This is a genomic window from Peribacillus sp. TH16 (assembly GCF_016651095.1).
Lineage (GTDB): Bacteria > Bacillota > Bacilli > Bacillales > DSM-1321 > Peribacillus > Peribacillus butanolivorans.
In genome coordinates, this window is sequence record NZ_JAEKEM010000009.1 from 1,448,833 (window position 1) to 1,472,824 (window position 23,992).

Annotated in this window: 28 protein-coding genes and 1 riboswitch; of the genes, 8 read left to right on the forward strand and 20 right to left on the reverse strand. The window is 40.0% G+C overall.

What is annotated here, in order from left to right:
- The first annotated feature begins 81 nt into the window (after positions 1-81).
- Both JFV29_RS21030 and ytrI read left to right on the forward strand, forming a co-directional pair.
- Positions 82-417 (forward strand): YtrH family sporulation protein, encoded by a 336-nt coding sequence (locus JFV29_RS21030; RefSeq protein ID WP_053347281.1) that lies wholly within the window; start codon positions 82-84, stop codon positions 415-417.
- A complete protein-coding gene (gene ytrI, locus JFV29_RS21035; protein WP_201186169.1) occupies positions 414-917 on the forward strand; it encodes a sporulation membrane protein YtrI in 504 nt (167 codons plus the stop codon). The genes JFV29_RS21030 and ytrI overlap by 4 nt, the downstream gene beginning before the upstream one ends.
- 154 nt (positions 918-1,071) lie before the next feature.
- On the opposite strand, the gene JFV29_RS21040 is transcribed toward ytrI, so the two are convergent.
- The gene (locus JFV29_RS21040; protein ID WP_201186170.1) at positions 1,072-2,010 is read right to left on the reverse strand and encodes a DHH family phosphoesterase; all 939 of its coding nucleotides are present in this window, start codon (positions 2,008-2,010) and stop codon (positions 1,072-1,074) included.
- A 169-nt stretch (positions 2,011-2,179) separates the two neighbouring features.
- Here JFV29_RS21040 and JFV29_RS21045 point away from each other — a divergent pair, with 169 nt between their 5' ends.
- On the forward strand, positions 2,180-2,482 hold the full coding sequence (locus tag JFV29_RS21045) for a YtpI family protein (protein ID WP_201186172.1): 303 nt from the start codon (positions 2,180-2,182) through the stop codon (positions 2,480-2,482).
- Between the two features lie 32 nt (positions 2,483-2,514).
- Here the strand turns inward: JFV29_RS21045 and JFV29_RS21050 are convergent, their stop codons facing one another.
- From JFV29_RS21050 to JFV29_RS21060, 3 genes are all read right to left on the reverse strand, one after another.
- Positions 2,515-3,834 carry a DRTGG domain-containing protein gene (locus JFV29_RS21050; protein ID WP_201186175.1) on the reverse strand — a complete coding sequence of 440 codons (1,320 nt, stop codon included), beginning with the start codon at positions 3,832-3,834 and terminating at the stop codon, positions 2,515-2,517.
- 71 nt (positions 3,835-3,905) lie between these two features.
- Positions 3,906-4,130, reverse strand: a complete 225-nt coding sequence (locus tag JFV29_RS21055) for a hypothetical protein (RefSeq protein WP_201223405.1) — start codon at positions 4,128-4,130, stop codon at positions 3,906-3,908.
- Positions 4,131-4,419: 289 nt separating this feature from the next.
- Positions 4,420-5,100, reverse strand: a complete 681-nt coding sequence (locus JFV29_RS21060) for a metal-dependent hydrolase (RefSeq protein WP_057219329.1) — start codon at positions 5,098-5,100, stop codon at positions 4,420-4,422.
- Positions 5,101-5,220: 120 nt separating this feature from the next.
- Between JFV29_RS21060 and JFV29_RS21065 the strand changes: the two genes are divergently transcribed.
- Positions 5,221-6,318, forward strand: a complete 1,098-nt coding sequence (locus JFV29_RS21065; RefSeq protein WP_201186179.1) for a M24 family metallopeptidase — start codon at positions 5,221-5,223, stop codon at positions 6,316-6,318.
- Positions 6,319-6,414: 96 nt separating this feature from the next.
- Positions 6,415-6,870: a universal stress protein gene (locus tag JFV29_RS21070; RefSeq protein ID WP_056529338.1), complete on the forward strand. Its 456-nt coding sequence runs from the start codon at positions 6,415-6,417 to the stop codon at positions 6,868-6,870.
- Between the two features lie 51 nt (positions 6,871-6,921).
- Here the strand turns inward: JFV29_RS21070 and argH are convergent, their stop codons facing one another.
- Together argH and JFV29_RS21080 are read right to left on the reverse strand one after the other, a co-directional pair.
- Positions 6,922-8,301, reverse strand: a complete 1,380-nt coding sequence (gene argH, locus JFV29_RS21075; protein ID WP_056529342.1) for an argininosuccinate lyase — start codon at positions 8,299-8,301, stop codon at positions 6,922-6,924.
- Complete coding sequence (locus JFV29_RS21080; protein ID WP_201186181.1) at positions 8,298-9,503, reverse strand: argininosuccinate synthase; 1,206 nt, start codon at positions 9,501-9,503, stop codon at positions 8,298-8,300. Before JFV29_RS21080 ends, argH begins: the two co-directional genes overlap by 4 nt.
- A gap of 214 nt (positions 9,504-9,717) precedes the next feature.
- Here JFV29_RS21080 and JFV29_RS21085 point away from each other — a divergent pair, with 214 nt between their 5' ends.
- Positions 9,718-10,032: a hypothetical protein gene (locus JFV29_RS21085; RefSeq protein WP_201186183.1), complete on the forward strand. Its 315-nt coding sequence runs from the start codon at positions 9,718-9,720 to the stop codon at positions 10,030-10,032.
- 57 nt (positions 10,033-10,089) lie between these two features.
- On the opposite strand, the gene JFV29_RS21090 is transcribed toward JFV29_RS21085, so the two are convergent.
- The 9 genes from JFV29_RS21090 to sppA all read right to left on the reverse strand — a co-directional run bounded on the left by JFV29_RS21090 (position 10,090) and on the right by sppA (position 18,016).
- Positions 10,090-10,602: a MogA/MoaB family molybdenum cofactor biosynthesis protein gene (locus tag JFV29_RS21090; protein WP_057219331.1), complete on the reverse strand. Its 513-nt coding sequence runs from the start codon at positions 10,600-10,602 to the stop codon at positions 10,090-10,092.
- Entirely contained in the window at positions 10,599-11,441 is an 843-nt protein-coding gene (locus JFV29_RS21095; protein ID WP_201186184.1) for an EcsC family protein, read from the reverse strand. The genes JFV29_RS21090 and JFV29_RS21095 overlap by 4 nt, the downstream gene beginning before the upstream one ends.
- A 258-nt stretch (positions 11,442-11,699) precedes the next feature.
- Positions 11,700-12,914: an acetate kinase gene (locus JFV29_RS21100; protein WP_201186186.1), complete on the reverse strand. Its 1,215-nt coding sequence runs from the start codon at positions 12,912-12,914 to the stop codon at positions 11,700-11,702.
- A 180-nt stretch (positions 12,915-13,094) separates the two neighbouring features.
- The gene (locus JFV29_RS21105) at positions 13,095-14,081 is read right to left on the reverse strand and encodes a class I SAM-dependent methyltransferase (protein WP_053347294.1); all 987 of its coding nucleotides are present in this window, start codon (positions 14,079-14,081) and stop codon (positions 13,095-13,097) included.
- A 422-nt stretch (positions 14,082-14,503) separates the two neighbouring features.
- A complete protein-coding gene (gene tpx / locus JFV29_RS21110; protein ID WP_053347295.1) occupies positions 14,504-15,004 on the reverse strand; it encodes a thiol peroxidase in 501 nt (166 codons plus the stop codon).
- 182 nt (positions 15,005-15,186) lie between these two features.
- The gene (gene ytfJ / locus JFV29_RS21115; RefSeq protein ID WP_201186188.1) at positions 15,187-15,651 is read right to left on the reverse strand and encodes a GerW family sporulation protein; all 465 of its coding nucleotides are present in this window, start codon (positions 15,649-15,651) and stop codon (positions 15,187-15,189) included.
- A 15-nt stretch (positions 15,652-15,666) separates the two neighbouring features.
- Entirely contained in the window at positions 15,667-16,338 is a 672-nt protein-coding gene (locus JFV29_RS21120; protein ID WP_201186189.1) for a DUF2953 domain-containing protein, read from the reverse strand.
- 121 nt (positions 16,339-16,459) lie between these two features.
- Positions 16,460-17,002, reverse strand: coding sequence for an RDD family protein (locus JFV29_RS21125; protein ID WP_201186190.1), 543 nt, complete (start codon positions 17,000-17,002; stop codon positions 16,460-16,462).
- A gap of 12 nt (positions 17,003-17,014) precedes the next feature.
- Entirely contained in the window at positions 17,015-18,016 is a 1,002-nt protein-coding gene (gene sppA / locus JFV29_RS21130) for a signal peptide peptidase SppA (RefSeq protein ID WP_201186191.1), read from the reverse strand.
- Positions 18,017-18,220: 204 nt separating this feature from the next.
- On the opposite strand from sppA, the gene JFV29_RS21135 reads away from it, so the two are divergent.
- Positions 18,221-19,021, forward strand: coding sequence for an NAD kinase (locus tag JFV29_RS21135; RefSeq protein ID WP_201186192.1), 801 nt, complete (start codon positions 18,221-18,223; stop codon positions 19,019-19,021).
- A 40-nt stretch (positions 19,022-19,061) separates the two neighbouring features.
- Here JFV29_RS21135 and JFV29_RS21140 read toward each other — a convergent pair whose 3' ends face one another.
- From JFV29_RS21140 to JFV29_RS21160, 5 genes are read right to left on the reverse strand one after another with little or no spacing between them, the layout of a single operon-like run.
- Positions 19,062-19,832 (reverse strand): TatD family hydrolase, encoded by a 771-nt coding sequence (locus JFV29_RS21140; protein WP_201186193.1) that lies wholly within the window; start codon positions 19,830-19,832, stop codon positions 19,062-19,064.
- Positions 19,833-19,850: 18 nt separating this feature from the next.
- Complete coding sequence (locus tag JFV29_RS21145; RefSeq protein WP_057219336.1) at positions 19,851-20,594, reverse strand: ABC transporter ATP-binding protein; 744 nt, start codon at positions 20,592-20,594, stop codon at positions 19,851-19,853.
- The gene (locus JFV29_RS21150; protein WP_201186194.1) at positions 20,578-21,360 is read right to left on the reverse strand and encodes an ABC transporter permease; all 783 of its coding nucleotides are present in this window, start codon (positions 21,358-21,360) and stop codon (positions 20,578-20,580) included. Before JFV29_RS21150 ends, JFV29_RS21145 begins: the two co-directional genes overlap by 17 nt.
- Positions 21,357-21,641: a thiamine-binding protein gene (locus tag JFV29_RS21155; protein WP_053347303.1), complete on the reverse strand. Its 285-nt coding sequence runs from the start codon at positions 21,639-21,641 to the stop codon at positions 21,357-21,359. Before JFV29_RS21155 ends, JFV29_RS21150 begins: the two co-directional genes overlap by 4 nt.
- Positions 21,642-21,652: 11 nt before the next feature.
- A complete protein-coding gene (locus JFV29_RS21160) occupies positions 21,653-22,657 on the reverse strand; it encodes an ABC transporter substrate-binding protein (RefSeq protein WP_309558004.1) in 1,005 nt (334 codons plus the stop codon).
- A 131-nt stretch (positions 22,658-22,788) separates the two neighbouring features.
- A riboswitch (TPP riboswitch) is annotated at positions 22,789-22,898 on the reverse strand.
- 221 nt (positions 22,899-23,119) lie between these two features.
- Here JFV29_RS21160 and JFV29_RS21165 point away from each other — a divergent pair.
- Positions 23,120-23,947 carry a protein-glutamine gamma-glutamyltransferase gene (locus tag JFV29_RS21165; RefSeq protein WP_201186196.1) on the forward strand — a complete coding sequence of 276 codons (828 nt, stop codon included), beginning with the start codon at positions 23,120-23,122 and terminating at the stop codon, positions 23,945-23,947.
- The last annotated feature ends 45 nt before the right edge of the window (positions 23,948-23,992 follow it).

Below are 23,992 nucleotides of genomic sequence, written 5' to 3' on the forward strand. Positions count from 1 at the left end.
ATTTTGCCCCACTATCATATTACCTCTGTACTTCCCATATAAATAGAGTAGAAGAATATAAAGCCAAAAGGATGATGATACATGAATGAAGCCTTTGTTCCGGCATTTATCAACAGTTTTTTCATATCGCTTGGAGTTTTGCTTGGCGGGTCGATTATCGGAGGGCTAGCTGCTTTTTTCACGGGACAAGCCCCGATGACGACTGTGTTTCGATTATCAGACAGCCTGCGTATTTGGGCGATTGTTGCTGCCATCGGAGGTACTTTTGATATGGTCTATAATTTCGAACGCGGTATTTTCCACGGGGAAACGAAAGATATTGTCAAACAGGTTCTACTAATTATTTCTGCTCTTGGCGGAGCACAGACAGGAGCGCTGATCATCAACTGGTTCACTCAGGAGCATATATCCTCATGAGGATTCCTCCATTTCACCGGTCCCCCACCTGGCAGCGTTTTTTTGCCGGGGCTGCACTTGGCGGATTGATCAGCTGGGTGATTTTCTTTTATATGTATGGGGTCCAGCAAGAAACACAGATTAGAATCATTCACGACCAAAGAGAAGAGATCAAGGATCTGAACGAAGAAATTGCGATTTGGGAGCAGGAATATAAAAAATTAAACCAGCAAAACGAAGAGATTTTAACGATTCAAGAAGTGGAAGTAACGATTACGAATGGAAAATACAGTCTCGATCGGCTGAGTATCGCTGAAGCAGAGGATGTGATAGAGGACGACCTTTCCTCCCTTCTCGCCAAGGATATCGTAAGCGTATATAACGGAAAAATGCTACTAAAAAAATCAATTGAAAATAAAATCGTGGACATAAATAAAAAGCGTTATAAGCTTGAAGTCGTGGAAATCATGTTTTATACGAAAATGAATATTGAAATCAAACTAAAGAGGACTACTTCTTAATAGGAAGACGAAATAATTCTGTACGTCTGTTTGGTAGGTGAATGATGAATCCAATATTAAATATCCACCAAAATAAAAGACCAAATCCATATGTGATTTGGTCTTAAAATATTATTCAATTATTGCTTTGCACTACAAAACTATTTACTGTTTTTTATTCTGCTTTATTCAACTCTTCTAAATCAGCAAGGATATTGTCCACTTCATCCCAAGAATAGATGGAAGCCCCTGCTGCAAGCGGATGGCCTCCGCCGTTATATTTCCGGGCAATCGTATTGATGATTGGCCCTTTAGAGCGGAAACGAACCCGAATTTCATTTTCCTCCTCAATGAAAAAGACCCATGATTTCACGTTTTTAATTGAACCAAGTGAGGAGACAAGCTGAGATGCTTCAGAAGTCGACGCATGAAATTTTTCAAGGATATCTTTCGTGATGATCATTTTCCCTGTGCCATATGGCAGGATTTCGAAATGCTGCAGCACGTAGCCATTTAACCGGACGATACTTTCATTAACGTCATACATCTCCTGATATAACTGCGGACGGGAAAATGAATAGTGAATAAGCTCACTAGCAAAAGCAAATGTTTTTTCAGTCGTGCTTTGGAATAGGAAACGCCCTGTATCGCCAACGATGCCTGCATACAAAAGACGGGCTGCTTCATCACTCATCTTCAAGCCTTGGTCTTTGCCGAACAGATAAAATTCATAAATCATTTCACTCGTAGAACTTGAAGATGTATCGACCCAACGCATATCGCCATATGGATCTTCGTTAGGATGATGATCAATCTTAATTAATTTATCTCCCGTCGTGTAACGTCTATCACAAATCCGGTCTGTATTTGCGGTATCACACACGATGACCAAAGCACCTTGATACGTTTCATCTGAAATCACATCGAGCCTTCTTAAATAATTCAATGATGGTTCTTCTTTCCCAACCGTGAAAATTTGTTTTTCAGGGAAAGATGCTTTCAGAATTTCCGCCAGTCCCCCTTGGGAACCATAAGCATCCGGATCCGGACGGACATGACGATGGATAATAATAGTATCGTAACGCTTAATATCTGCTAAAATCTCAGCTTTCATATAATTCTCCTTCTATATATGTATTATCGTGCTTAATATAAAGATGATATATTTTATTTAATCAAAAAATTGGAGAAATAGGAAGAGTCATCTTGTTTACGGTGGCATTCTTCTAAGTTTCCCGCTACAATAATAAGGTACATATGTTAAATTGGGGGAATTATTAACAATGCCTATTCTTGTCACCTTGATTGTTCTTTCACTAGGAGTCTATTTCTTTTATAAAATTAAATCGGTGCGTACAAAAATGCCGATGGAGAAAAAGTGGATTTCTGGAAAGTCTTCCATTGCCCTCGGTGCTTTTGTCTCTCTATTCGGAGTCAATCAGCTTTTTCTATTCCACACGACAACAACTTATATCATTTCTGCCGTTTTCATCTTCGTTGGAGTATTCAGCATCTGGGGAGGCTATAAAATGTATAAATTTTACCTTCCACATGCGATTGAAGAAGCTGCAAATCAAAAAGGATAATCGAATTCGATTATCCTTTTTGATTTAGTTTTTTACGAACGATCGAGCAATTGGCAAGTAAGCATCGCCTTACCGACAAGTTTGCCTTGGTTAAACACCTCGACATCTACTTTTCCGAATTTACGTCCCACATCAAGCACTCGCGGATGGATTTCAAGCGTACTGTCGATCTGGACTGGCTTGATGAAGTAAATTGTCATATTTTCAACGACTAAGTCACCACGCTTATAGCTTCTAAGTGCCCGGTTTGCTGAATCGGTAACCAAAGTCGTGAAAACCCCGCTTGAAATGGTACCAAGATAATTGGTCATTTGAGGAGTGACGCCATAGTTATACACTTCCTCGCCCTTCCCGCGATTCGAAGTCATAACAAGCTGACTCGTAATTGTATCGTCAATCGTTTCGCCCACCTGCGGCTGCCTTTGACTCATTTGCAGTGCCTTCAGTACATCCTGCCTGCTCACTATTCCCTTTAGAATATGACTGTCGTTTACGACTGGAATCAACTCGATGCCTTCCCACACCATCATATGGGCAGAAGACGCGACACTCATCTTATCGCCTACGGTCATCGGATTTTTCGTCATCACCTTTTCAATGAGCGTTAACTCTTCCTGACCCATAATATCTTTTGATGTGACCATACCTTGAACCTTCATATTCTCATCCACAACAGGGAAACGGCTGTGCCCTGATTCCTGATTAAGTTCATGCCAAGTCTGAACCCGGTCACCTACTGTTAAAAAGGTCGTTTCTTGAACAGGAGTCAAAATATCCTCTACCAACAAAATTTCCTTTTTAATCAATTGGTCATAAATCGCCCTGTTGATCATGGTTGCTACGGTAAATGTATCGTAACTCGTAGAAATGACTGGCATTTCCAATTCATCGGCTAATTTTTTAACAGGATCTTCAGTATCGAAACCACCGGTAATCAGCACCGCGGCACCCGCTTTTAACGCGTGCTCATGGGCCTGGGTACGGTTCCCTACAATCAGTAGATTTCCTGCACCTGTATATCTCATCATGGCATCTAGCTTCATAGCCCCAATAACAAATTTATTTAATGTCTTATGAAGACCCGTTTTCCCACCTAGAACTTGTCCGTCTACAATATTAACTACCTCAGCGAACGTGAGCTTTTCAATATTCTCTTTTTTCTTTTTCTCAATACGAATCGTACCAACCCGCTCAATGGAACTTACATAGCCTTGATTCTCTGCCTCTTTAATTGCTCGATACGCCGTACCTTCACTTACATTCAATGCTTTAGCAATTTGGCGGACGGAAATCTTCTCCCCAACAGGCAGTCCATCGATATGTTTTAATATTTGTTCATGCTTTGTAGCCAAGCGCTTCACCCTTTTCACGGTATTCCTATTCTCCATTATAAGGTCAAAGAGCCTAGTTTATCAAACAACTACTAATATTGACGCAACCTTTTGTATTCCACCTTCCGTTTGACTTTGTGTTTCTTAGGAGAATATAGAATCCCCGTCAAGTTTCCGGCTACCGCCAATAACGCAAACAACAACCAAGATCCAGCAAACAAGCTCTCCAATCCGCCGCTTTCCAGCGACAGACGCGGCACTGCATAATACAGCATCACCCCGCACAAAAGCAAGCACAAAAATAACCTCTGTTTCATCCAATCCCTCCTTTTTTCCATCTATTCATTTTATGCCTACAAAAGAAAAAAAGAATCTTGACTCATATATGAATGAACTAGATTTATTTTCTCCTTATGTTCATGACTTCTGCTCAAAATATAAAATTATTATTATGAAAAAACATCCTGACCACTTCCAGTTAATTTCAGATAATTCTCTCTAGCTCCTTTTTTGTTACCGATATTATCTAAACCTAATTCCTCCACCATCCATTCGGCTAATTTTCACACATATAAAAACGGGAGCCCCTTCGGGCTCCCGTTCCTCTTATAATTCGATTTCATCTCCGACTTTCATGACTAGTCCATTTTCCTCTTCAAGCAAGTCAATGAATTTGTTCGGATCCTGTTTAATGACAGGGAACGTATTGTAATGAATCGGCACTACTTGCTTGGCCTTGAGGAATTCCGCTGCAAGTGCTGCATCCTCCGGTCCCATGGTATAATTGTCGCCGATTGGCAGAAATGCCAAGTCAATTGGATGTCGTTTGCCTATCAGTTTCATGTCAGAATACACTGCTGTATCACCTGCATGATAGATTGTTTTTCCTTCTGCAGTAAGTAACACGCCGGCTGGCATCCCTAAATAGATAATTTGGCCGTCTTCTGTAGTGAAACCTGTTCCATGAAACGCTGGTGTCAGCTTCACTTTTCCAAATTCAAACTCGAATGCACCACCGATGCTCATTCCGTGGGTCCGAACGCCTTGAGCTCCTAAATAGTCGGCAATTTCGGCAATGCCGATGACAAGTGCATCATGCTTCTTCGCCAATTCAACCGTGTCACCAACGTGGTCATTATGACCATGTGTTAAGATAATCACATCCGGTTTCACATCTTCTACCTTCAAATCAGTTAATTCATTTCCTGTAATAAACGGATCAAATAAAATTGTTTTTCCTTTCGTTTCAACTTTTACAATTGCATGTCCATGAAAAGATACTTTCATTTCTGATGCTCCCTTCTGATACCCATTATTTTATTAATCAATAAGTTCTTAAGGCTTTGCCATTTACTATTTTTTCATATATTGCTAAGGTAATTATATCTTATTAATGGAGGTATAGTCATGAATGAACGTTTGAATGAATTACAAAATTGGCTGCAAACCAATGAAATTGAAGCAGCCTTGCTTACATCTCCAGATAGCATCTTCTATTGCAGCGGTTTTTTAAGCGATCCGCATGAAAGACTTCTTGCACTTGCCATTTTTGGCAACGCCGAACCATTCCTGGTCTGTCCGCAAATGGAAGTTCCGGATGCTAAACAAGCTGGATGGAATGGAGACATCATTGGATACACCGATATTGAAAATCCATGGGAAAAAGTTCAGCAAGCAGTTAGCAAACGTGGACTAACCATGAAAAAAATGGCCATTGAAAAAGAACATATGAATGTAGAACGCTATGAAAAAGTTCAGCACTACTTTGCTGCACCAAAACTCGTTTCAGCTGAAGAAAAACTTCAAAGGATGAGGATGATCAAGTCAGAAGGGGAAATGGTCAAAATCCGTGAAGCATGTCGTCTCGCTGACGTTGCAATTGAAGTGGGTGTCAATGAAATCCATGAGGGTAAAACGGAAATGGAGATTCTCGCAGCTATTGAATTCGAAATGAAAAAGGCTGGAGTGAGCCAAATGTCATTCTCTACCATGGTCCTGACAGGTAAAAATGGCGCTTCTCCTCATGGCACACCAGGTATTACGAAAGTTCAGCGTGGCGACCTTGTCCTCTTTGACTTAGGCGTCGTCTTTGAAGGATACTGCTCTGACATCACTAGAACTGTTGCTTACGGTGACATCAATGATAAACAAGCAGATATCTATGAAACGGTAAGAAAAGCTCAAGAGGCTGCGGTTACAGCCAGTAAACCTGGTGTTTCCTGTTCGGAGATTGACTTGACAGCCAGAAATATTATCAGAAATCAAGGATACGGTGAATACTTCCCGCACCGCCTTGGTCACGGACTCGGCATCAGTATCCATGAATACCCGTCCTTAACGGAAACAAATTCACTCGAACTGCAAGCAGGAATGGTTTATACGATTGAACCAGGTATATATGTACCAAATGTTGCAGGGGTCAGGATTGAAGATGATCTGTATATCACCGATACAGGCTGTGAAGTTTTGACGAAATATCCAAAGAGTCTGCAAATCTTAAGATAGTACGATTGAAACATTCGCTAATTTGTTACAATTGAGACAGGATGCACCTGGTAAATCATTATATAATAGGAATGAAATAGAAGGAGGAGATTCACTATGAATAGTATAGATTATAAAAATATTCTAGTAGCAGTGGACGGTTCGGAAGAAGCAGAGTGGGCCTTAAAAAAGGCAATCTATTTAGCAAAACTCAGTGACGCGACCCTTGTGCTTGCACATATCGTGGACACAAGGAATTTCCCTACTATTGAAGCTTATGATATGACTATCCGTGATCACTCTGAAACCTTTGCCAATGAATTATTGGAAAAGTATAAAACGGAAGCCATTGCATCCGGGATTGCCAACGTAAAAACTGAAGTGGCATATGGTTCTCCTAAAGTTCAAATTCCAAGAGATTTAGCGAAAAAACATACAATCGATTTGATTGTATGCGGTGCAACAGGTCTTAATGCTGTCGAACGTTTCTTGATCGGCAGTGTGTCTGAAGGCATCGTTCGCCATTCAAACTGCGATGTAATCGTCGTGCGTACGAATATTGATAAAAAATAATAGTCAAAAAAAGCTCGTTCACCGAAATTGGTGAACGAGCTTTTTTTGATGTTATTTACTAACCAGTTTTTCCGCTTTTTCAATCGCCAGCTGTACTTGCGCAAAGCCTGTACCACCAGCGCTATTACGACGTTTAACTGCTTCGTAAGGATTTAATGCATCGTAAATATCATTTTCAAACAACTCTGAAGCTTCCTTAAATTGTTCTATGCTAAGGTCTACCAAATAGCAGCCATTTTGGACACAGAATAATACAAGTTTGCCGACAACTTCATGCGCTTTACGGAAAGGCATACCCTTTGAAGCAAGGTAATCGGCCAATTCCGTTGCATTAGAGAAGTCATTTTTTGTTGCTTTTTCCATGACATCTGTTTTCACTTTCATTGTCGAAATCATACCTGCAAAAATTTTCAGTGAGCCAACAGTAGTTTTAACCGTATCAAAAACGCCTTCTTTATCTTCTTGCATATCTTTGTTATAAGCAAGCGGCAGTCCTTTTAATACTGTCAATAATCCTGTTAAATTCCCATAAACCCGTCCTGTTTTACCACGAATCAATTCCGCCATATCAGGGTTTTTCTTTTGTGGCATGATACTGCTTCCCGTCGAGAACGCATCGTCTAATTCAACAAATTGGAATTCCTGGCTTGACCAAAGAATGATTTCTTCGCTGAAACGAGATAAATGCATCATCATAGTCGCACTGTTACTCATGAATTCGATGGCAAAGTCACGGTCACTCACAGCATCCAGACTGTTTTCATAGATACCATCAAAGCCCAGTAGCTCGGCACTTAGAGCGCGGTCAATAGGGAAAGTTGTCCCAGCAAGCGCCCCTGCACCTAATGGTGAAATATTTATTCTTTTGTAGCTTTCTGTAAAGCGCTGCTTATCCCGCTCAAGCATCCAAAAATAGGCCATTAAATGATGTGCAAATGAAATCGGCTGTGCCCGTTGTAGATGTGTATAACCTGGAATAAGTGTTTCCACATTTTTCTTAGCTTGTTCCAAAATCGCTTCTTGCAAGTCATTAATGAGTTCCACAATGACTTTCGTTTGGTTACGCATGTATAAATGAAGATCTGTTGCAACTTGGTCATTACGGCTTCTGCCTGTATGCAGCTTTCCGCCAACTGGTCCAATTTCGTTAATAAGCATACTTTCTAGGTTAAGATGGATATCCTCCATCTCAACCTTAAAAGTTAATTCGCCCTTTTCTGCTTTTTCCTGTAAACTTTTCAGACCTGAAATAATCTGATCTGCATCTTCTTCGGGTAAAATGCTGCACTGCTTTAACATGGTTACATGAGCCAGACTGCCTTGAAGATCTTCAAGGACAAGTTCCTGGTCAAAGGAAATAGAAGCTCCAAACTCGTCTACCCATTCTTCTGCAGACTTTGTGAATCTTCCTCCCCAAAGCTTGCTGCTCACACTGTCACCTTCTTGTTATTGACCATGCTGTTCACTTTCGTTGGAAGTCCCCATAATTTAATGAATCCAACTGCTGCATCATGATCGAATTCGTCTGCTTTTGTATAGGTCGCTAATTTTTCGTCATATAGAGAGTACTCAGATTTTCTTCCTTCAACAATCGCATGGCCTTTAAAAAGTTTCACACGAACTGTACCTGTTACATTCACTTGCGTTTCTTTCAAGAATGCAGCCAATGCTTTTTGAAGTGGAGAGAACCAAAGACCTTCATAAATCAATTCAGTCATTTTCTTCTCGATTACTGGTTTGAAGTGAGCCAATTCTTTTACAAGTGTGATATCTTCAAGCTCTTTATGTGCAGCGATTAATGTCATAGCACCTGGAGCTTCGTATACTTCACGAGATTTGATTCCTACTAATCTATTTTCTACGTGATCGATACGTCCGACCCCGTGTTTACCAGCGATTTGATTCAATTCAACAATCAAGTCAGCCAATTTATAATTTTTGTCATTCAATGTAACCGGTACACCTTGCTCAAAACCAATTTCAATGATGTCAGCAGTATCTGGCGTATTTTCAAGGCTAGTTGTCAGATCATAAGCCTCTTCTGGCGGAGCTGCCCATGGGTCTTCTAGGATTCCGCATTCGTTACTTCTTCCCCAAAGGTTTTGGTCAATCGAGAATGGACTTGCTAAGCCGATTGGAACCGGAATGCCATTTTTCGCTGCATATTCAATTTCCTCTTCACGAGACCATTTCCAGTCACGAACAGGTGCAAGAACTTTTAAATTAGGGTTTAAAGCTGAGATGGATACTTCGAAACGCACTTGGTCATTTCCTTTTCCCGTACAACCGTGCGCAACTGCTACCGCATTTTCTGCTTCAGCCACTTCTACTAGTTTCTTAGCGATTAGTGGACGTGATAGAGCTGATACTAATGGATATTTTCCTTCATATAAAGTATGGGCTTGAAGAGCCGTTAATGCGAATTCATCAGCGAATTCATCTTTCGCATCAATCACATATGAACTTACCGCACCAACAGTGATTGCTTTTTCTTTAATGAAATCTAAATCTTTTCCTTCACCGACATCCAAGCAACATGCCACAACTTCGTATCCTTGATCTTGTAACCATTTAATTGCAACGGAAGTATCTAGTCCTCCGGAATATGCTAATACAACTTTTTGATTTCCCATATTTTATCGTCCCTTTCGTATGAATAAAAATTCATTCGTTGTTATTTTTATTCAATCTATGATTAGTACTTTATCATTTTTACAAACGGAATACAAGGGGTATTTTAAAGATTCTGCTAAATAATTTGTTAATATTTTAAGGCCCACACATAATGGATGCATCCGCTAAAATATAGTAAACTAGAAGTATGAAAATCCGAAAAGGGGGGGAAATATGAAAGAGCTATTTACGTATGATGAACGGCTTGGCATCTCCATTCCTGACCTGTCCCGGGAGTGGGATGAATATACGAAAAGCGAGCAACAGCAAATACTCGTGCAATGGGAAAATATCCGGGGCAACATCCCAGATCGCATTAAGGAACTAGAATCCTTCATTAACCGGAAACAGCTACAGCTCTCTGACGAAAGTAATTTCGTATTATCCTGCCAGCTCAATTCTGAAATTGCCGAACTTGCTTCTATCATCAATGACTTATGGCTTTGGTATCGAGCTAATCAAGGCGTAAGTGAAAAGATGCATAATTAAGGCCGATTCCATGCAAAAAGCCACAGCTTTGAGAGCTGAGGCTTTTTTACATTTTTCTTATATATCCTTCCGAAGTTCACCAACGACATGTCCCAATTCCGGTAGAATCAATTTATTCATCGCCAGCCGAACCGCACCCGAAGATCCAGGGGTGGAAAAAACTGCCTTGTTGTTCACTACTCCGGCAATGGCCCTCGATAAAATGGCCGCCGAACCAATGTCCTCTTGATAACTAAGCATCCGGAATAATTCACCAAAACCAGGGATTTCTTTTGTCATCAATTCTTTAACTGCCTCGATTGTTACATCTCTTTTGGCAATGCCAGTGCCTCCATTAGTTAGGATGACATCTACCTGGCTATTTTCACAGCCAGCAGTAACCGCGCCTTGAATCGCTCCACGTTCATCTTTGACAATTTCATATTCCGTCACTTCATGCCCTTTTAATTTCAATAATTCAATCATTAGAGCGCCGCTTTTATCAGTCTCTTTATTACGTGTATCACTAACGGTTATCACCTTACAGCGAATCGCCTCCGTGATGGCTTTTTTGTGTTCCTTGACACTCATTCTTCATCAGCCTTCTTTTTCTGTAAATACCGATACTGATAGAACTTTTGGGCAAATTCACTTACATTGCGGGTCATTTGATAATTGGACCCAGCCCCGATGGCCATACTGATAAATGGGATGCCCCGAACTAGTTTTTTTCGAAAAATAGTAATAGATACGGCCTTCAGCAGCTGCTTAAGTGGCTGTTCCATCCAGGTCGGATTTGTAAGTTCTTCAATTCCCAAATAAAAATAGTCATCTTCTGCAGTCTGAACTTCCCGAATCAATTCTTCCCAAGCTGTTCCTCGAAGCCTCTTCGGCATTGCTCCTGCATTAAATACCTTTAAAGCCAGCATCATTTCAAAGGGCGTATTCACTTCAAAACCATAGGACATCGCAATCAACTGTACGGTCCTGACATTGATGACTGTCATGGCCGGGATATCGCTTCCAAGTAAAAGTAGCCCGCCGGACCCGCTTATTCCGCCTTGTGCAAAAGAATATAAGCGGTGCTTAGCAATATGCTGATTCGCTATGTAATTCAACTGATCGATCGTCAAGAGATTTAGGTCATTAAGTGTCTCGATATCTTCATTAAACATCCGTGCTGATGCTAAAATCTGCTCTCTTGCATCTATTTGAACTTGTGAGCTCTGAACCATGGCATGCAGATGAAAAAGCCAGGTATCAAGCTTTTCAAAAAACTGCTGTTGGACGTTTTCTGGGAGCAGTGAAAAACCCTGCTCTAGCCATTTATCATACAATGCTGCCAGGTCTGTTGGCTCATATTGATAAAGGTTTTCCTGCCATTCACTAATTTCATTCCAAATTGTTATTTCCCGATTCGTGAATTCCATGCATCAAGCCTCCTATGTACAGAATTGGTGGATTCTCCCTTAATTATACCATAGGTAGACTTTTCAAGAACCTTTAGATGATTGGTATGAGGATTCAGTACTCGCGGATATGTTAACTGATAAGATATCAAAAAGTTATTACGAAGGTCCATGTGAGGATTCAAATCTATTGAATCACCTTTTAACAAATAGGTTGATTGCAATCATAGAAAAATCTCCTTACCCGAAAAATTAATAGGTAAGGAGATTTTCTATGATTCAAGGAGTCACGTTTTCAATGCTTTCACTCAAAGCTATTTTTACAGTATCTCTAACAATCATGATTTCTTCATTGGTCGGAATGACCATCACTTTCACCGGGGAATACGGTGCATTAATAAATGCTTCCTCACCCAAGGTACGATTGAGATCCTCATCCCAGTATACGCCCATAAATTCGAGGCCATCCAAGATTCTTCCCCGAATGGTTTGACTGTTTTCACCGATACCCGCTGTAAAAATGATGCCGTCCACACCTCCCATTTTCGCTGTATAGGAACCTATGTACTTGTGGATCCGATCAGCAAACACTTCAAGTGCGAGTTCCGCACGCTCATTGCCTTTATCTGCTTCCACTTGGATGTCGCGCAGATCACTGGAAAAGCCAGAAAGAGCTAGAATGCCGCTTTTCTTATTCAAGACATCCAGCACTTCATCAGCTGTTTTCCCTGTTTTTTCCATGATATAAGGAATCAATGCAGGGTCAATGTTGCCTGAACGCGTGCCCATTGTAACTCCGGCCAATGGAGTAAACCCCATCGATGTATCAATCGACATTCCGCCCTTAATAGCCGTAATGCTTGCACCATTTCCTAAATGGCAGGATATTAAGCGGAGCTGTTCAATCGGCCGACCAATCATTTCTGCGGCACGCTGGGACACATATTTATGTGAAGTACCATGGAACCCATACTTCCTGATTCCATATTTTTCATAATATTCAAATGGTAAGCTATACATATATGAACCTGCTGACATGGTTTGATGAAAAGCAGTGTCGAATACAGCTACTGCTGGAACTTCGCTTAGTATTTGCCGGAATGCCTTAATTCCAGTGCTATTTGCAGGATTATGAAGGGGAGCTAAATCTGAAAGCTTCTCAATCTCCTCTATTACATCCTCTGTAATCAAGACTGAGTCACTAAACACCTCACCACCATGCACAACACGATGCCCTACACCATCTATCTCTTCAAATGAGCCTATGATGCGATGGTGAATCAGTTTTTCTAATAAAAGCCCGACAGCTACTTCATGATTGGGTATGTGCAGCGTTTCAGAAACCTTTTTGCCTTCAACGCTTAAAGTAAACGTGGAATTTTTCAAGCCGATCCTTTCTACAAGACCTTTTGTAATTACTTGTTCACTCGGCATCTCAAAAAGCTGAAACTTCAAAGAAGAGCTGCCTGCATTAATAGCCATAATTTTAGACATCCATCCTGCTCCTTTACTCTAAGCTAGTCTACAATTCCTATGATCATCACTACGAAACGTGCAGTATATTGTATAATCTTATCATGGTAAGCGGATACAACCAATAAAAATTTAAAAATTTAAAATAATCACTTTTCCCTAAAAATAAAAGCCAATGCCTGTGGCACCAGCTTTTATTATCTATTTTTCCTCTTTAAACCAATCATCCATCTGTTGCATAACAGACCTTGTCGCTTCGAAATCCGATAACTTCGGAAGTTGTACGAGAAGGGCCTTCTTCGGTGCTTCAATATCCTCTTTTTTCTTTTGAAGAATAAGAATGCTTTTCGCAGCCTCTTCATTTTTAAACATGGAAAGCGGTAGCTGAACCATCCCTTGGATATGTGTATGTTTTTTCAAGAAATCATTGAGCTTAGGGGCTTCTTCCGAGACAAATAAGTTATTCGGAACAATGAAGAATAAATATCCGCCATCCTTCACATGCTTAACACTTTGCTCGATAAATAAATGATGCGCATAAGAATGTCCGTTTTCAGCCTTCAACTCATATTCAGTTGCACGAACATCATTCGGATAATAACCAATCGGCAAGTCACTGACCACAACATCTGAAGGATCAATGAAGAGCGGCTCTAAGCTGTCCTGATTGAAAAATTGCAGCGGGTGTTCTTGTAGATTGGCACCTGCATAAGCAAGCCTAATCAAGGTTTCATCAATCTCAACACCATATGACGCGATGGCTTTGTCCGTTAGTTGGTTCAAAATCGCAAATAGTAAGTTACCCGTTCCGACGGCAGGATCAAGCATGACTAACTCTTTTTGATTCTTCGTAAATTTACCAACTAAATAGCTGACAAACATACCTACTGCATCCGGTGTCATATGGTGATTCGGCTGTACGCTCTGCTGCATACCTTTTAATATTGCTAGCTGGTACGCTTTACGAATGGCTTCCTTTTCATATTTCTCCGGTGAAAAATCCGCATATTGCTTTGCTAACCTTTTCTTCGATACTTCACTAATTTCCTCTTGTAGTACTTTCCCTTGGAAGAAATTCTCTCCGGTTTCTCCTAAGGCATCCAGATATGTACATGATAGTTCACTTTGCAATATTTGGGCTGTTTCATCAAATTCATAAAATAATTGTTCAACTGGGGTAGACTTCACTTATTTATTCCTCCTGTTTGCTTCTGTCCCTATTTTATAGGTAAGAAGAAAGAGATACAAGTCGTACGTCCTGCTTATCATTCTTCGCTTGTTTAACGTACTGTTTTCCTATTTGAAAGTCCGCATATAAGGAATCTCGCGCGAGCCATCCTTTTTTTCACCCTTAGTAAATATAAGGTAAATATGTTAATTTAATAGTGTTGATGACTGGAGGGGTTGTATTTTTTGATGATTCTAAAGAAGATTCTAAAGTGGGGATTTTATGTTTTTATTTGTCTATACGGAATACTTACTGTTCTATGGATTATCTTTGTGATTTCACTTGGATGGTTAGAATTTAAAAACCTATGAACAATTTCCTCCTTTTAAACTTTAAAACAAAAAACCGGGCACAATGAGCCCGGTTTCTATGAATTCGTATCTTATTTTGCTGCTTTAGCTGCTTCGATTGCACCTTCGTAATTTGGATGAGTTGTACCCTCACTAACATATTCAACGAATGTGATTTCATCGTTGCTGTTCACAACGAATACAGAGCGCGCCAATAGACGAAGTTCTTGCATAACGACACCGTAAGCTTCACCGAATGAAAGGTCGCGGTGATCGGAAAGTACTTGAACATTGTCCAATCCACTTGCAGCACACCAGCGCTTTTGTGCGAAAGGAAGATCATTACTGATCGTCAGTACTTTCACATTATCCAATTTTGCAGCTTCTTCATTGAATTTACGTGTTTGTGCATCACATACACCTGTATCGACAGATGGAACTACACTGATAATGCGGACAGACCCTTTAGAGTCGCTTAATGTAACGGGTGATAAATCATTAGCCAATACGGTAAAATCAGGAGCTTTGTCCCCCACTTTTAGTTCTGGTCCTACTAAAGTGACCGGGTTGTTTTTAAATGTAACTGAAGCCATTAAAAATTCCTCCTTTTTCTGCTTTATGTACAAGCCTAATAATATTTGTTTTACCGGAATTTTGCAATTAATTGAATTGAGAAAAGTGAAAATCCCTATGCGTTAAACTTAAACGTTCCAAGCCTTTCAATAATTTTGTAAAATATACGCAAAAAGAAAACTCGGCGGATGCCGAGTCGCAGTTAGAAATCTAAATTCTGTTTAGGCTCTTGATATTTCGTTGTAGATTGTTGACTGCTGCCTTGCTTTTGATTACTGTCTTTTTTAGAAAGCATGGACTGAATCTTATCGACTACCTGTGGCGCTAAATCCATCATTTTTTCAAGAAGATGCGTCCCTTCATCTAGATGAATCATTTTCACGCCATGTGAACCGACAATCAGAAAGGCAATTGGTGTAATGGATACTCCACCACCGCTACCTCCCCCAAAAGGCTGCTTGGAAGCGCCCTGCTGGCCTTGATGGTTTTCGTCAATCACAAATTCGCTGCCACCAGCTGCAAACCCAAAACCAACTTTGGATACGGTTAATATGACACTACCATCTGGAGTTTCCACCGGATCTCCGATAATCGTATTCACATCAACCATTTCTTTCAGATTTTCCATTGCCTCTTTCATCAACCCTTGGATCGGATGATCTGACATCTAAATTCCTCCACTCTAAAACGATTGTTTGTTGGAATCACCTGACAGCTTCGCTAATTTCTTAGACTTAAACTTCACTCTTCCGCCTTTCCAGTATCGAAGCAGTTTTATTCCAGTCACCATAGCTTGCCCGATTCTAAATTGTAATATGCAGGAAATCGACGTATTAGCCTGCTTCCTCTGAAAGTCAGGTGTAATTGAATAAGAGGGCATGATTTTAAAATTTAAATAGGTTGTTAATATGCCAATGATGGAACCTTTAAGCGCCCAGCAGCCACCTGTTAAGACCCCGGTGTGTGCGGCATTTTTAGTACCGACCATACTATGCCAGGCAAATTCTATAACTTGAACTTTGCCTAAGAAATGACGAATGACCCGATGAAAATTGACTATATGTTGAAGCAGTGTCTTCATGTCAGCCATTCCATCCCGTAAATCTTCCGGTGTAATTTTATCTAATCCTTCTTTTTTAGTTTCTTCCTTCATTCCTTTTTCTTTCTTTACTACTATCGATGCCGAGTCATCGTCCTTCTTGATGACAGGTACCTTGAAGGTATAATGAAAAAGTCCATACCATGCTGATGCTTTTATATGAATTATGTCATTTTTATGAACACGTTTGTAGTCAAAGTGCACTCTTATTTTCGTAAAAACAAGAAGAAGCAGCACCACAATGAGAATAGTCAAAATTAGCAAAAGCCACTTCATACATCCACGCCCTTTCAGCCTATCATTATCGGCTTGGGCAAAAAAAAATAAACCTGCAAAAGCGAAAATTACGCTCTTACAGGTTCATAATTAAAACAAATTATCTTCTAACTAAAACAACACTTGTGTCTGCAAAGACATCATGCAAAGCCTGTTTCTTTGGTAAAAGGCCCGCCAACACATAGCCAACCCACGTGACTTTTGAAATATAGCGGCCAATCAGCTCCCTGAACAATACTGTACCCCAAGAAATAGCCTCTGCCTCTTCTTTCAATGCCACAACTTTCAGTCCAAAAATCATCTTACCCAACGTCTGGTTTAAGTATTTGGTCATCAATACGAAGTAAATAAAGAATACAAGTCCCGTTAAGAAAGCCTCTGCCGAAAACCAAAGATCGTCTGTACCATTATAAAACTTAAAAATGGGATGAATCAAAATCCGGTTTAAGCTCCCGATAATCAACAAATCCGCTAAATATGCCCAGAATCTCAACCAAAAACCAGCGAAGTAAATTACCTTCACTTCGCCATCATCCACGATTGCCTGTGCCGGTAAAAGCTCTTGCTGAACGATTTCTTCTTCTTGCTTTGTATTTAGATTGGATGAATCGATTTGTTCATTGTTTTCATTTCGTTCCGTCATCCTTCAGCCCCCCTATTCCGCATACAAATACATTAAGCGTGGAGAATTTGAAGAGGAAAGGATTTTTGTCAAAACAGCCGTTTCCACATCATTGCCCAACATTTTTTGCGCTCCCATACTGAATAATGAACCGAAACCTGCCTCATCTGTATAACGGATTACTTGCGCGTCTTTTTTACCGATATCCGTTTTCATCGCGGCAATTACATCATCCAAATGGCCGAAATCATCAATTAAATGGTTTTCTTTCGCCTGACGTCCATCATAAATCCGGCCATCAGCTATTTTACGTACTTCCTTCTCTGTCATACCGCGCCCGTCGGCAATGATTTTAACAAATTGATCATAAGAATTATCAATCATATTTTGGAGGATTTCGCGTTCTTCATCAGTCATTTCCCGAGACGGACTCATAATATCTTTGTGTGGACCGCTTTTGATTGTTTCAAACTCAACTCCATACTTTTTAGCTAGTTTCTCGTAATTATACCCATGCATAATGACCCCAAGTGAACCCGTCATTGTTTCTGGGCTAGCATAAATCTTATCAGCTGGAGCAGAAATATAATATCCGCCAGAAGCTGCCATTGAACCCATAGAAACATAAACTGGTTTTTTCACCTTTTTAATATCAAGGATCTTATCATAAATCTCAGCACTTTCCACAACACCGCCGCCAGGAGAATTTACACGCAAGATAATTCCTTTAATATCGTCATTTTCTTCAGCCATTTTCAACTTATCCATGAAGGCTCTGTGATTATATGTTGCTGAACTAAGTAATGAAGCTTCTCCAGTATCTTGGATTGTACCTTCTACATCAAATACCGCAATAACATTTGAGAAATCTTCGCCTTCTATAACTTCTTCGTAAAACTCGCTGTCGGAAGCAAATAATTCATCAATAATATTTTCCGTATCAGCTGTAAATACAGTCGTAGCCGTCCCTACAATAATAGAGACAAAAAATAAAACGGCTGCGATTCCAAGTGCTGCCCAACGCTTTCCATTCATCTGTGTTCCCCCTTAAATATATATATCCTTCTTACCATACGAACTGCATACAAAAATGTTTCAATCCATGATAAACTAAGACATATAAAATTGTAGCAAATAATCCTCTAATTGGAAATGAGAAGGTACACTTTGTAATATCGGCTTTCCCTTATACAGAAAAAAGAAAGCCCTTTCATCACTATACATACTAGGGGGATCATGATGAACACTCGAAAGAATATTTATTTTTTCCATGCTTCAAATGCAGAGATGCTGAACAAGGTCGAACGTCTAGCCGAGTTAGCAAAGCAATATTCGTATGAAATCATCCAAGACTTCACAAAAGCCAACATTATCGTAAGTATTGGTGATGACGGCACCTTTTTGCAGGCAGTCCGTAAAACCGGATTCAGAGAAGATTGTTTATATGCTGGCGTTTCCACCACAGGAAATTTGAATATGTATTGTGATTTCCACCTAGAAGATACAAACAAAATGATTGATGCCATGACTAGAGAGCAAATCGAGGTGCGCAAATACCCAACTATTGATATTCAACTAGATGACCAACCTTCCTTTTATGCCCTCAACGAACTCAGTATCCGCACTTCTATCATCAAAACGTTCATCATGGATATTTTCATTGATCAAATCCATTTTGAAACCTTCCGTGGGGACGGAATCATTATAGCGACACCGACCGGAAGCACAGCCTATAATAAATCGGTCAATGGGGCCGTTGTGGACCCGCTTCTCCCATGCTTTCAGGTAAGCGAGCTCGCTTCAATCAATAACAATACCTATCGGACCTTGGGTTCTTCATTCATCCTAAGCGGCGATAAAACATTGACTGTTCACCTTGAACAAAACGGGCCAAGCTATCCAATCATTGGCTTGGACAATGAGGCCTTGAGCATTAGTTATGTCGAAAAGGTCAAGATCCGATTAAGCGGTAAAGTCATCAAAACCGTTAAGCTGAAAGACAACTCCTTTTGGGAAAAAGTAAAACGGACCTTTTTATAAAACTTCTAAAAAGGGACCAGATATAATATCTGGTCCCTTTTTATATATGATAAAAATCTTTGGTATTTTGATAAAGGGTTTCATATACAATCTCAATTGGTAAGTTTTTAATTGAAGCAATTTGACGTGCACTGTCATGCATCATGCCCGGATGGGTCCATTCCCTTTTGAAAACCCCTTCAAACGGCCATGGGCCATCCGTTTCAAGCATCATCAGCTTAAGCGGATAAACCGAAACTAACTCCTGTATTTCTTCTTCGTAACAAACATCAGGTGTGATGGAAATGTGGTACCCGTTTTTGACCATTCTTTCTACTGTTTGGATATCCCCTTTAAACCAATGAAAATGGGCCTTTGTAATTTGATTTTTCTCTAATAGGTCGCAAACAACAGGCGCATCATCATAGACCGCATGAAGAATAACTGGTTTTTCAAACTCTTTCGCAAAAGCAAGGAACCTATCAAGTATCTCTATGTACTCTGATGTATCTATACTGGGATTTTCTTGCCTTAAGTAATATGGCAGCCCTACCTCACCTACAGCAAACATATTGTGCCTATGTCCCCGCATCCAACTCAATAAATCATTCACTTCTTCTTCACTTGGGAGGGACTGCTCAGGATGAAAACCAAAGGCAGGCTTAATACGTGAATCTTTGATGGAAAGCTGATAATTTTTTATGGACGAGGTCAAATTCATGGAAACAGTTAGCAAGGATTCCACTTGTGCCTTTTCCATATCAGTGAGAATCTGCTTCTGCTTACTTTCATCATACCTATCCAAATGGATATGGCTGTCGATGATTTTCATTTTATATTCCCTCCTAACTTAAGTAGTAAAAGTTGGCTTTAGTGCGGCATATAATTCTCTCTTCAAATTGAAAAATTCATCACTAAGAAGCTGTTCCTCACTTCTTGGCCTTGGAAATGGAACTACAACTTCTTTGATGACAGTTGCTGGTTTTGCTGATAACACGTATATTCTATCGGAAAGGAAAACCGCTTCATCAATGCTATGCGTAACAAAAAGCACCGACCTCCGATTTTCTTCCCAAACAGACATCAGCCATTTTTGCATTTGCAATCTTGTCAGTTCATCCAAGGCAGAAAAGGGTTCGTCCAGGCACATCAATTCCTGTGGACTTAAAATACTTCGAATAAACGCAGCTCTTTGCTTCATGCCGCCAGATAATTCGTGCGGATATGCTTTCTCGTACTCTTCTAATCCGGCTTTCATCAATAGAGCTTTTGCCATTTCTTTATCTTTAACCCCCGAAAGCTCGCTTCCTAGCAAAACATTTTCTAATACCGTTCTCCAAGGTAAAAGGGATGGCTGCTGAGGCATATAGCTTATATGACCCTTTAAGCCATTTATTTTTTTACTGTCCAGTGAAATGATGCCATGATGCGGCTTCAAAATGCCCCCGATTAGGTGAAACAATGTACTTTTCCCACTGCCAGATGGCCCAAGGATGGTTACAAACTCTCCATCATCCACATAGAAATTTATATTCTCTAAAATATTCTGTTTACCATCGAAAGAATAGGAGACATCTTTAATTTGCAGCTTCATCCTTTTCACCCTCCTTTCTCTTCCATGAAACAAAGTATCTTTCAAGTATGGTAATGATTCCAAAAAAGAGAAGACTCAGTCCCATAATGATAAAAATGGAAACAAACACCCGATCTGTCCTAAATGAAGAGGATGCGAGCGTCATATAAACACCTATCCCCGATTTAGCCCCAAGCCACTCCGAAATAACCGCCCCCATTACACTGTAAGTGGCCGAAATTTTCAGTCCGGAGAAAATGAACGGAATCGAGTGAGGAAGTTCTAGCTTCCAAAATAGTTGCATTTTCCCTGCTCCCATCATCTTGAAATAATGCTTAAGTTCATAAGGAGTCTGGCGAAAACCGTCCAATGAAGCAACAGCGAGAGGGAAAAAACATACGAGAGAAATCACAATCAGCTTCGGCAGCATACCAAAGCCAAACCAGATGACTAGAAGCGGCGCCAAAACGATGATAGGAATATTTTGTGATAGAATGAGAAGCGGATAAACCGCATCTTTTACACCAGGAAAAAGGTGTAAGAGAGCAGCAATTACTAAGCCAATACAGCTTCCAATAAAAAAACCAGATAATGCAAGGTTAGTAGTTGATATAAGGTGTCCAAAAAGGCTATGAAACGACTCTATTCCCTCGATAAAAATGGCTGATGGAGCAGGAAGTAGCCATTTTTCAACCTTTAATAAGCCTGTTGCTAACTCCCACACTATTAGCAACAATAATAAAAGAAAGAAGGGAGCCCCCTTCTTCCAAATCTTTCTTCCGCTCATGGCCGATATTTCTCCGTTAACGTATCCATCGTGATTCCGCTAGGCTGGTACAATATTTTCACTTGGGAAATGACATTCGGCGAACCTATTTCAATCATTCTCACATTCATTTTTTCTATAACGGCCAGAAGCTCAGAAAGCTCACCTTCCATTGTTGTTTCAAGCGGGTGCACCTCGTACTTGACACCTGATTCATCGATGATTTTGATCGCTTCATCGACTAAGGGGATGACATTTTCCCCTTTAGGAATAATTTGTATACTAATTAATGAGTTTGCCATTGTAGTTCCTCCTATTGTGGTAAAAATTCATTGGTAAATGCTTTCTCAGGATCGAAATCACCTTCAAGAAGATTATTTTCAGTCATCCACTCACTATAATTCTTCCAAATTTCAAGCTTTTGTTCACCCCATCTAGGAGCATCATCCTGATACTTAGATGCAAGCCACTTCTGGCTTTTCTTCACTAGCTTTTTATCTAGATCTGGTGCAGCCTTGATTAAAATGTCTGCCGCATCATCAGGATTCTTAATCGCAAACTGGTACCCTTTCGAAGTTGCCTCTACGAACGCTTTAACAGTATCTGGATCCTCTTTAATCATCTTTTCATTTGTGGTCAAAACAGGCGTATAGTAATCGAGCTTATCTGAGTAATCAGTTAAGTAAACCATATTCAGCTTTTCATTTCGCAATTCAGCCTCAATACCTGTCCATCCATAATAAATCCAAGCGAAATCAATATCTCTTTTCACTGAAGTGAAAAAATCCGAGTCGCCTGTATTTACTATTTCCACTTTATTTACATCCGCATTATCTTTTGTCATGAGAGATTCGATGATAGCCTTTTCAACTGGAGACCCCCAGCCACCATACGTTTTCCCTTCAAAATCCTTAGGTGTTTTAATATTTTTAGCCACAGGAGAAGCGAATCCTGAGGTATTATGCTGGATGACAGCCGCTAACGAAACAATCGGCACGCCTTGCACGCGAGCCTGTGTAATGCCCTCCTGGTAGCTCACGCCAAATTCTGATTTCCCTGAAGCCACAAGCTTATCAGCTCCTGCCTCACCTGGCATGATAATTTCTACATCCAGGCCTTGTTCTTTAAAATACCCTTTTTCCTTCGCTACATACAATCCTGTATGGTTTGTATTCGGTGTCCAATCGAGAACAACCGAAACCTTTTTTAATTCTTTATTGTCTTCATTTTTACCTGCTTCTTCCTTTTCAGTAGTGCCGCCAGCACCACATCCAGCTAAAAGGAATAACAAAGTTATCAGTGGCAATAATTTATTCACTATTTTTCCTCCTACACATTATATAAGGTCCATATGCCGAAACTTTATTGGGTGCCAGTCCCCATCCAAATAATAGATTAAAAAACAAAAACGCCCGAGGATGAATTCGGACGTTAACATACAAAACAGAAAGTCAGTCATGATATGTTCCCTCCGCTGGCATCATCCAGATCAGGTTCAAAGAGTCAGCATCTTAAGGACGCAATCTCAGCCAGCAATACCGGCTCCCCTACATTTCTTGCACATATGAACTTTTCTCTCTCATTATATCAATTCATACAGAAAAGGGAATACTAATTTGCTTCTTCTAACGATGGGCCATTCTGATCATCCTCAGTAATAGGAATAAAATTTGATCAGTATTGTTCAGCAACTCATATAATAATTATTATTACACTGTAGATAGTTCTTGAACTACTTGAATTAATCATTTAATTTTGTGACCAAGAGGTGGATATGATTATGATAAAAATTAATCAAAAATGGTTAGATGTCAGTCAAATCCAACCAGGTATAATATCTGAAAAAGCATTAGAAATTCTCCAATTAATGTGGAAATATCCGAATATTTTTGTATATAAGACAATGGAAGATCTTAAATTCGATATAGAGATGAGGCTGCAAGTCAATAAAGCTGCTGTTTCGTTAGATAAGAGTAATCCTGAATTTACAATACTCGAGGATTCTGTATGCAATGAACAATATTGGCGACTTACAAAAGATGGAGCATTTGAGCTTAAACCAAGCGTACCCCCTCATCTGGCACTTGAGGATATTTTCATAAACGGAAGTCTTTACGCTTTCGAATGCGGGACAGCGATTGTCATTGTTTTTTTAAAAGCTGTTTTAGATACGGTTGGTCCTAAGAATTTTGACCGTCTTTTTTCAGGCCTTACTCTTTATGACTGGCACTATCCGCAGAATTTGATTCTTCGAGTTCATGAAGGGACGGATTATGTACCAGGCGACTGTGTTTACTTCAAAAACCCAGATTACGACCCGAGCACTCCAGAATGGCAAGGGGAAAATGCGATATTCCTTGGAGAAAACCTCTTTTATGGCCATGGGATTGGGATTACCAATCAACAAGGAATCATCGATGAATTAAATAGCAATAGAAAGTGGAATGCCATCATATCAGCGTTCCTAACAAAGCATATTGTAAGCATAAATAGTTCCCACTATAGTCAATTCAAGCCAAATATCCCCCGTAATAACTCCGTGTCGCTTCATGACTGCCTATCCAATATAATTGTTTCTGAAATAGGCTCGAGAACTTTTCTAGCGTAGGATTAACCGTTTCTCTTATTAAAGATATAGATTTTGAATCACTTT

Bases quoted from the DNA above. Each gene is read 5' to 3' on its own strand.
- JFV29_RS21030 (WP_053347281.1), top strand. From the start codon at position 82: ATGAATGAAGCCTTTGTTCCGGCATTTATCAACAGTTTTTTCATATCG.
- ytrI (WP_201186169.1), top strand. From the start codon at position 414: ATGAGGATTCCTCCATTTCACCGGTCCCCCACCTGGCAGCGTTTTTTT.
- JFV29_RS21040 (WP_201186170.1), bottom strand. From the start codon at position 2,010: ATGAAAGCTGAGATTTTAGCAGATATTAAGCGTTACGATACTATTATT.
- JFV29_RS21045 (WP_201186172.1), top strand. From the start codon at position 2,180: ATGCCTATTCTTGTCACCTTGATTGTTCTTTCACTAGGAGTCTATTTC.
- JFV29_RS21055 (WP_201223405.1), bottom strand. From the start codon at position 4,130: ATGAAACAGAGGTTATTTTTGTGCTTGCTTTTGTGCGGGGTGATGCTG.
- JFV29_RS21060 (WP_057219329.1), bottom strand. From the start codon at position 5,100: ATGAAAGTATCTTTTCATGGACATGCAATTGTAAAAGTTGAAACGAAA.
- JFV29_RS21065 (WP_201186179.1), top strand. From the start codon at position 5,221: ATGAATGAACGTTTGAATGAATTACAAAATTGGCTGCAAACCAATGAA.
- JFV29_RS21070 (WP_056529338.1), top strand. From the start codon at position 6,415: ATGAATAGTATAGATTATAAAAATATTCTAGTAGCAGTGGACGGTTCG.
- JFV29_RS21080 (WP_201186181.1), bottom strand. From the start codon at position 9,503: ATGGGAAATCAAAAAGTTGTATTAGCATATTCCGGAGGACTAGATACT.
- JFV29_RS21085 (WP_201186183.1), top strand. From the start codon at position 9,718: ATGAAAGAGCTATTTACGTATGATGAACGGCTTGGCATCTCCATTCCT.
- JFV29_RS21090 (WP_057219331.1), bottom strand. From the start codon at position 10,602: ATGAGTGTCAAGGAACACAAAAAAGCCATCACGGAGGCGATTCGCTGT.
- JFV29_RS21095 (WP_201186184.1), bottom strand. From the start codon at position 11,441: ATGGAATTCACGAATCGGGAAATAACAATTTGGAATGAAATTAGTGAA.
- JFV29_RS21100 (WP_201186186.1), bottom strand. From the start codon at position 12,914: ATGTCTAAAATTATGGCTATTAATGCAGGCAGCTCTTCTTTGAAGTTT.
- tpx (WP_053347295.1), bottom strand. From the start codon at position 15,004: ATGGCTTCAGTTACATTTAAAAACAACCCGGTCACTTTAGTAGGACCA.
- ytfJ (WP_201186188.1), bottom strand. From the start codon at position 15,651: ATGTCAGATCATCCGATCCAAGGGTTGATGAAAGAGGCAATGGAAAAT.
- JFV29_RS21125 (WP_201186190.1), bottom strand. From the start codon at position 17,002: ATGACGGAACGAAATGAAAACAATGAACAAATCGATTCATCCAATCTA.
- sppA (WP_201186191.1), bottom strand. From the start codon at position 18,016: ATGAATGGAAAGCGTTGGGCAGCACTTGGAATCGCAGCCGTTTTATTT.
- JFV29_RS21135 (WP_201186192.1), top strand. From the start codon at position 18,221: ATGAACACTCGAAAGAATATTTATTTTTTCCATGCTTCAAATGCAGAG.
- JFV29_RS21140 (WP_201186193.1), bottom strand. From the start codon at position 19,832: ATGAAAATCATCGACAGCCATATCCATTTGGATAGGTATGATGAAAGT.
- JFV29_RS21145 (WP_057219336.1), bottom strand. From the start codon at position 20,594: ATGAAGCTGCAAATTAAAGATGTCTCCTATTCTTTCGATGGTAAACAG.
- JFV29_RS21150 (WP_201186194.1), bottom strand. From the start codon at position 21,360: ATGAGCGGAAGAAAGATTTGGAAGAAGGGGGCTCCCTTCTTTCTTTTA.
- JFV29_RS21155 (WP_053347303.1), bottom strand. From the start codon at position 21,641: ATGGCAAACTCATTAATTAGTATACAAATTATTCCTAAAGGGGAAAAT.
- JFV29_RS21165 (WP_201186196.1), top strand. From the start codon at position 23,120: ATGATAAAAATTAATCAAAAATGGTTAGATGTCAGTCAAATCCAACCA.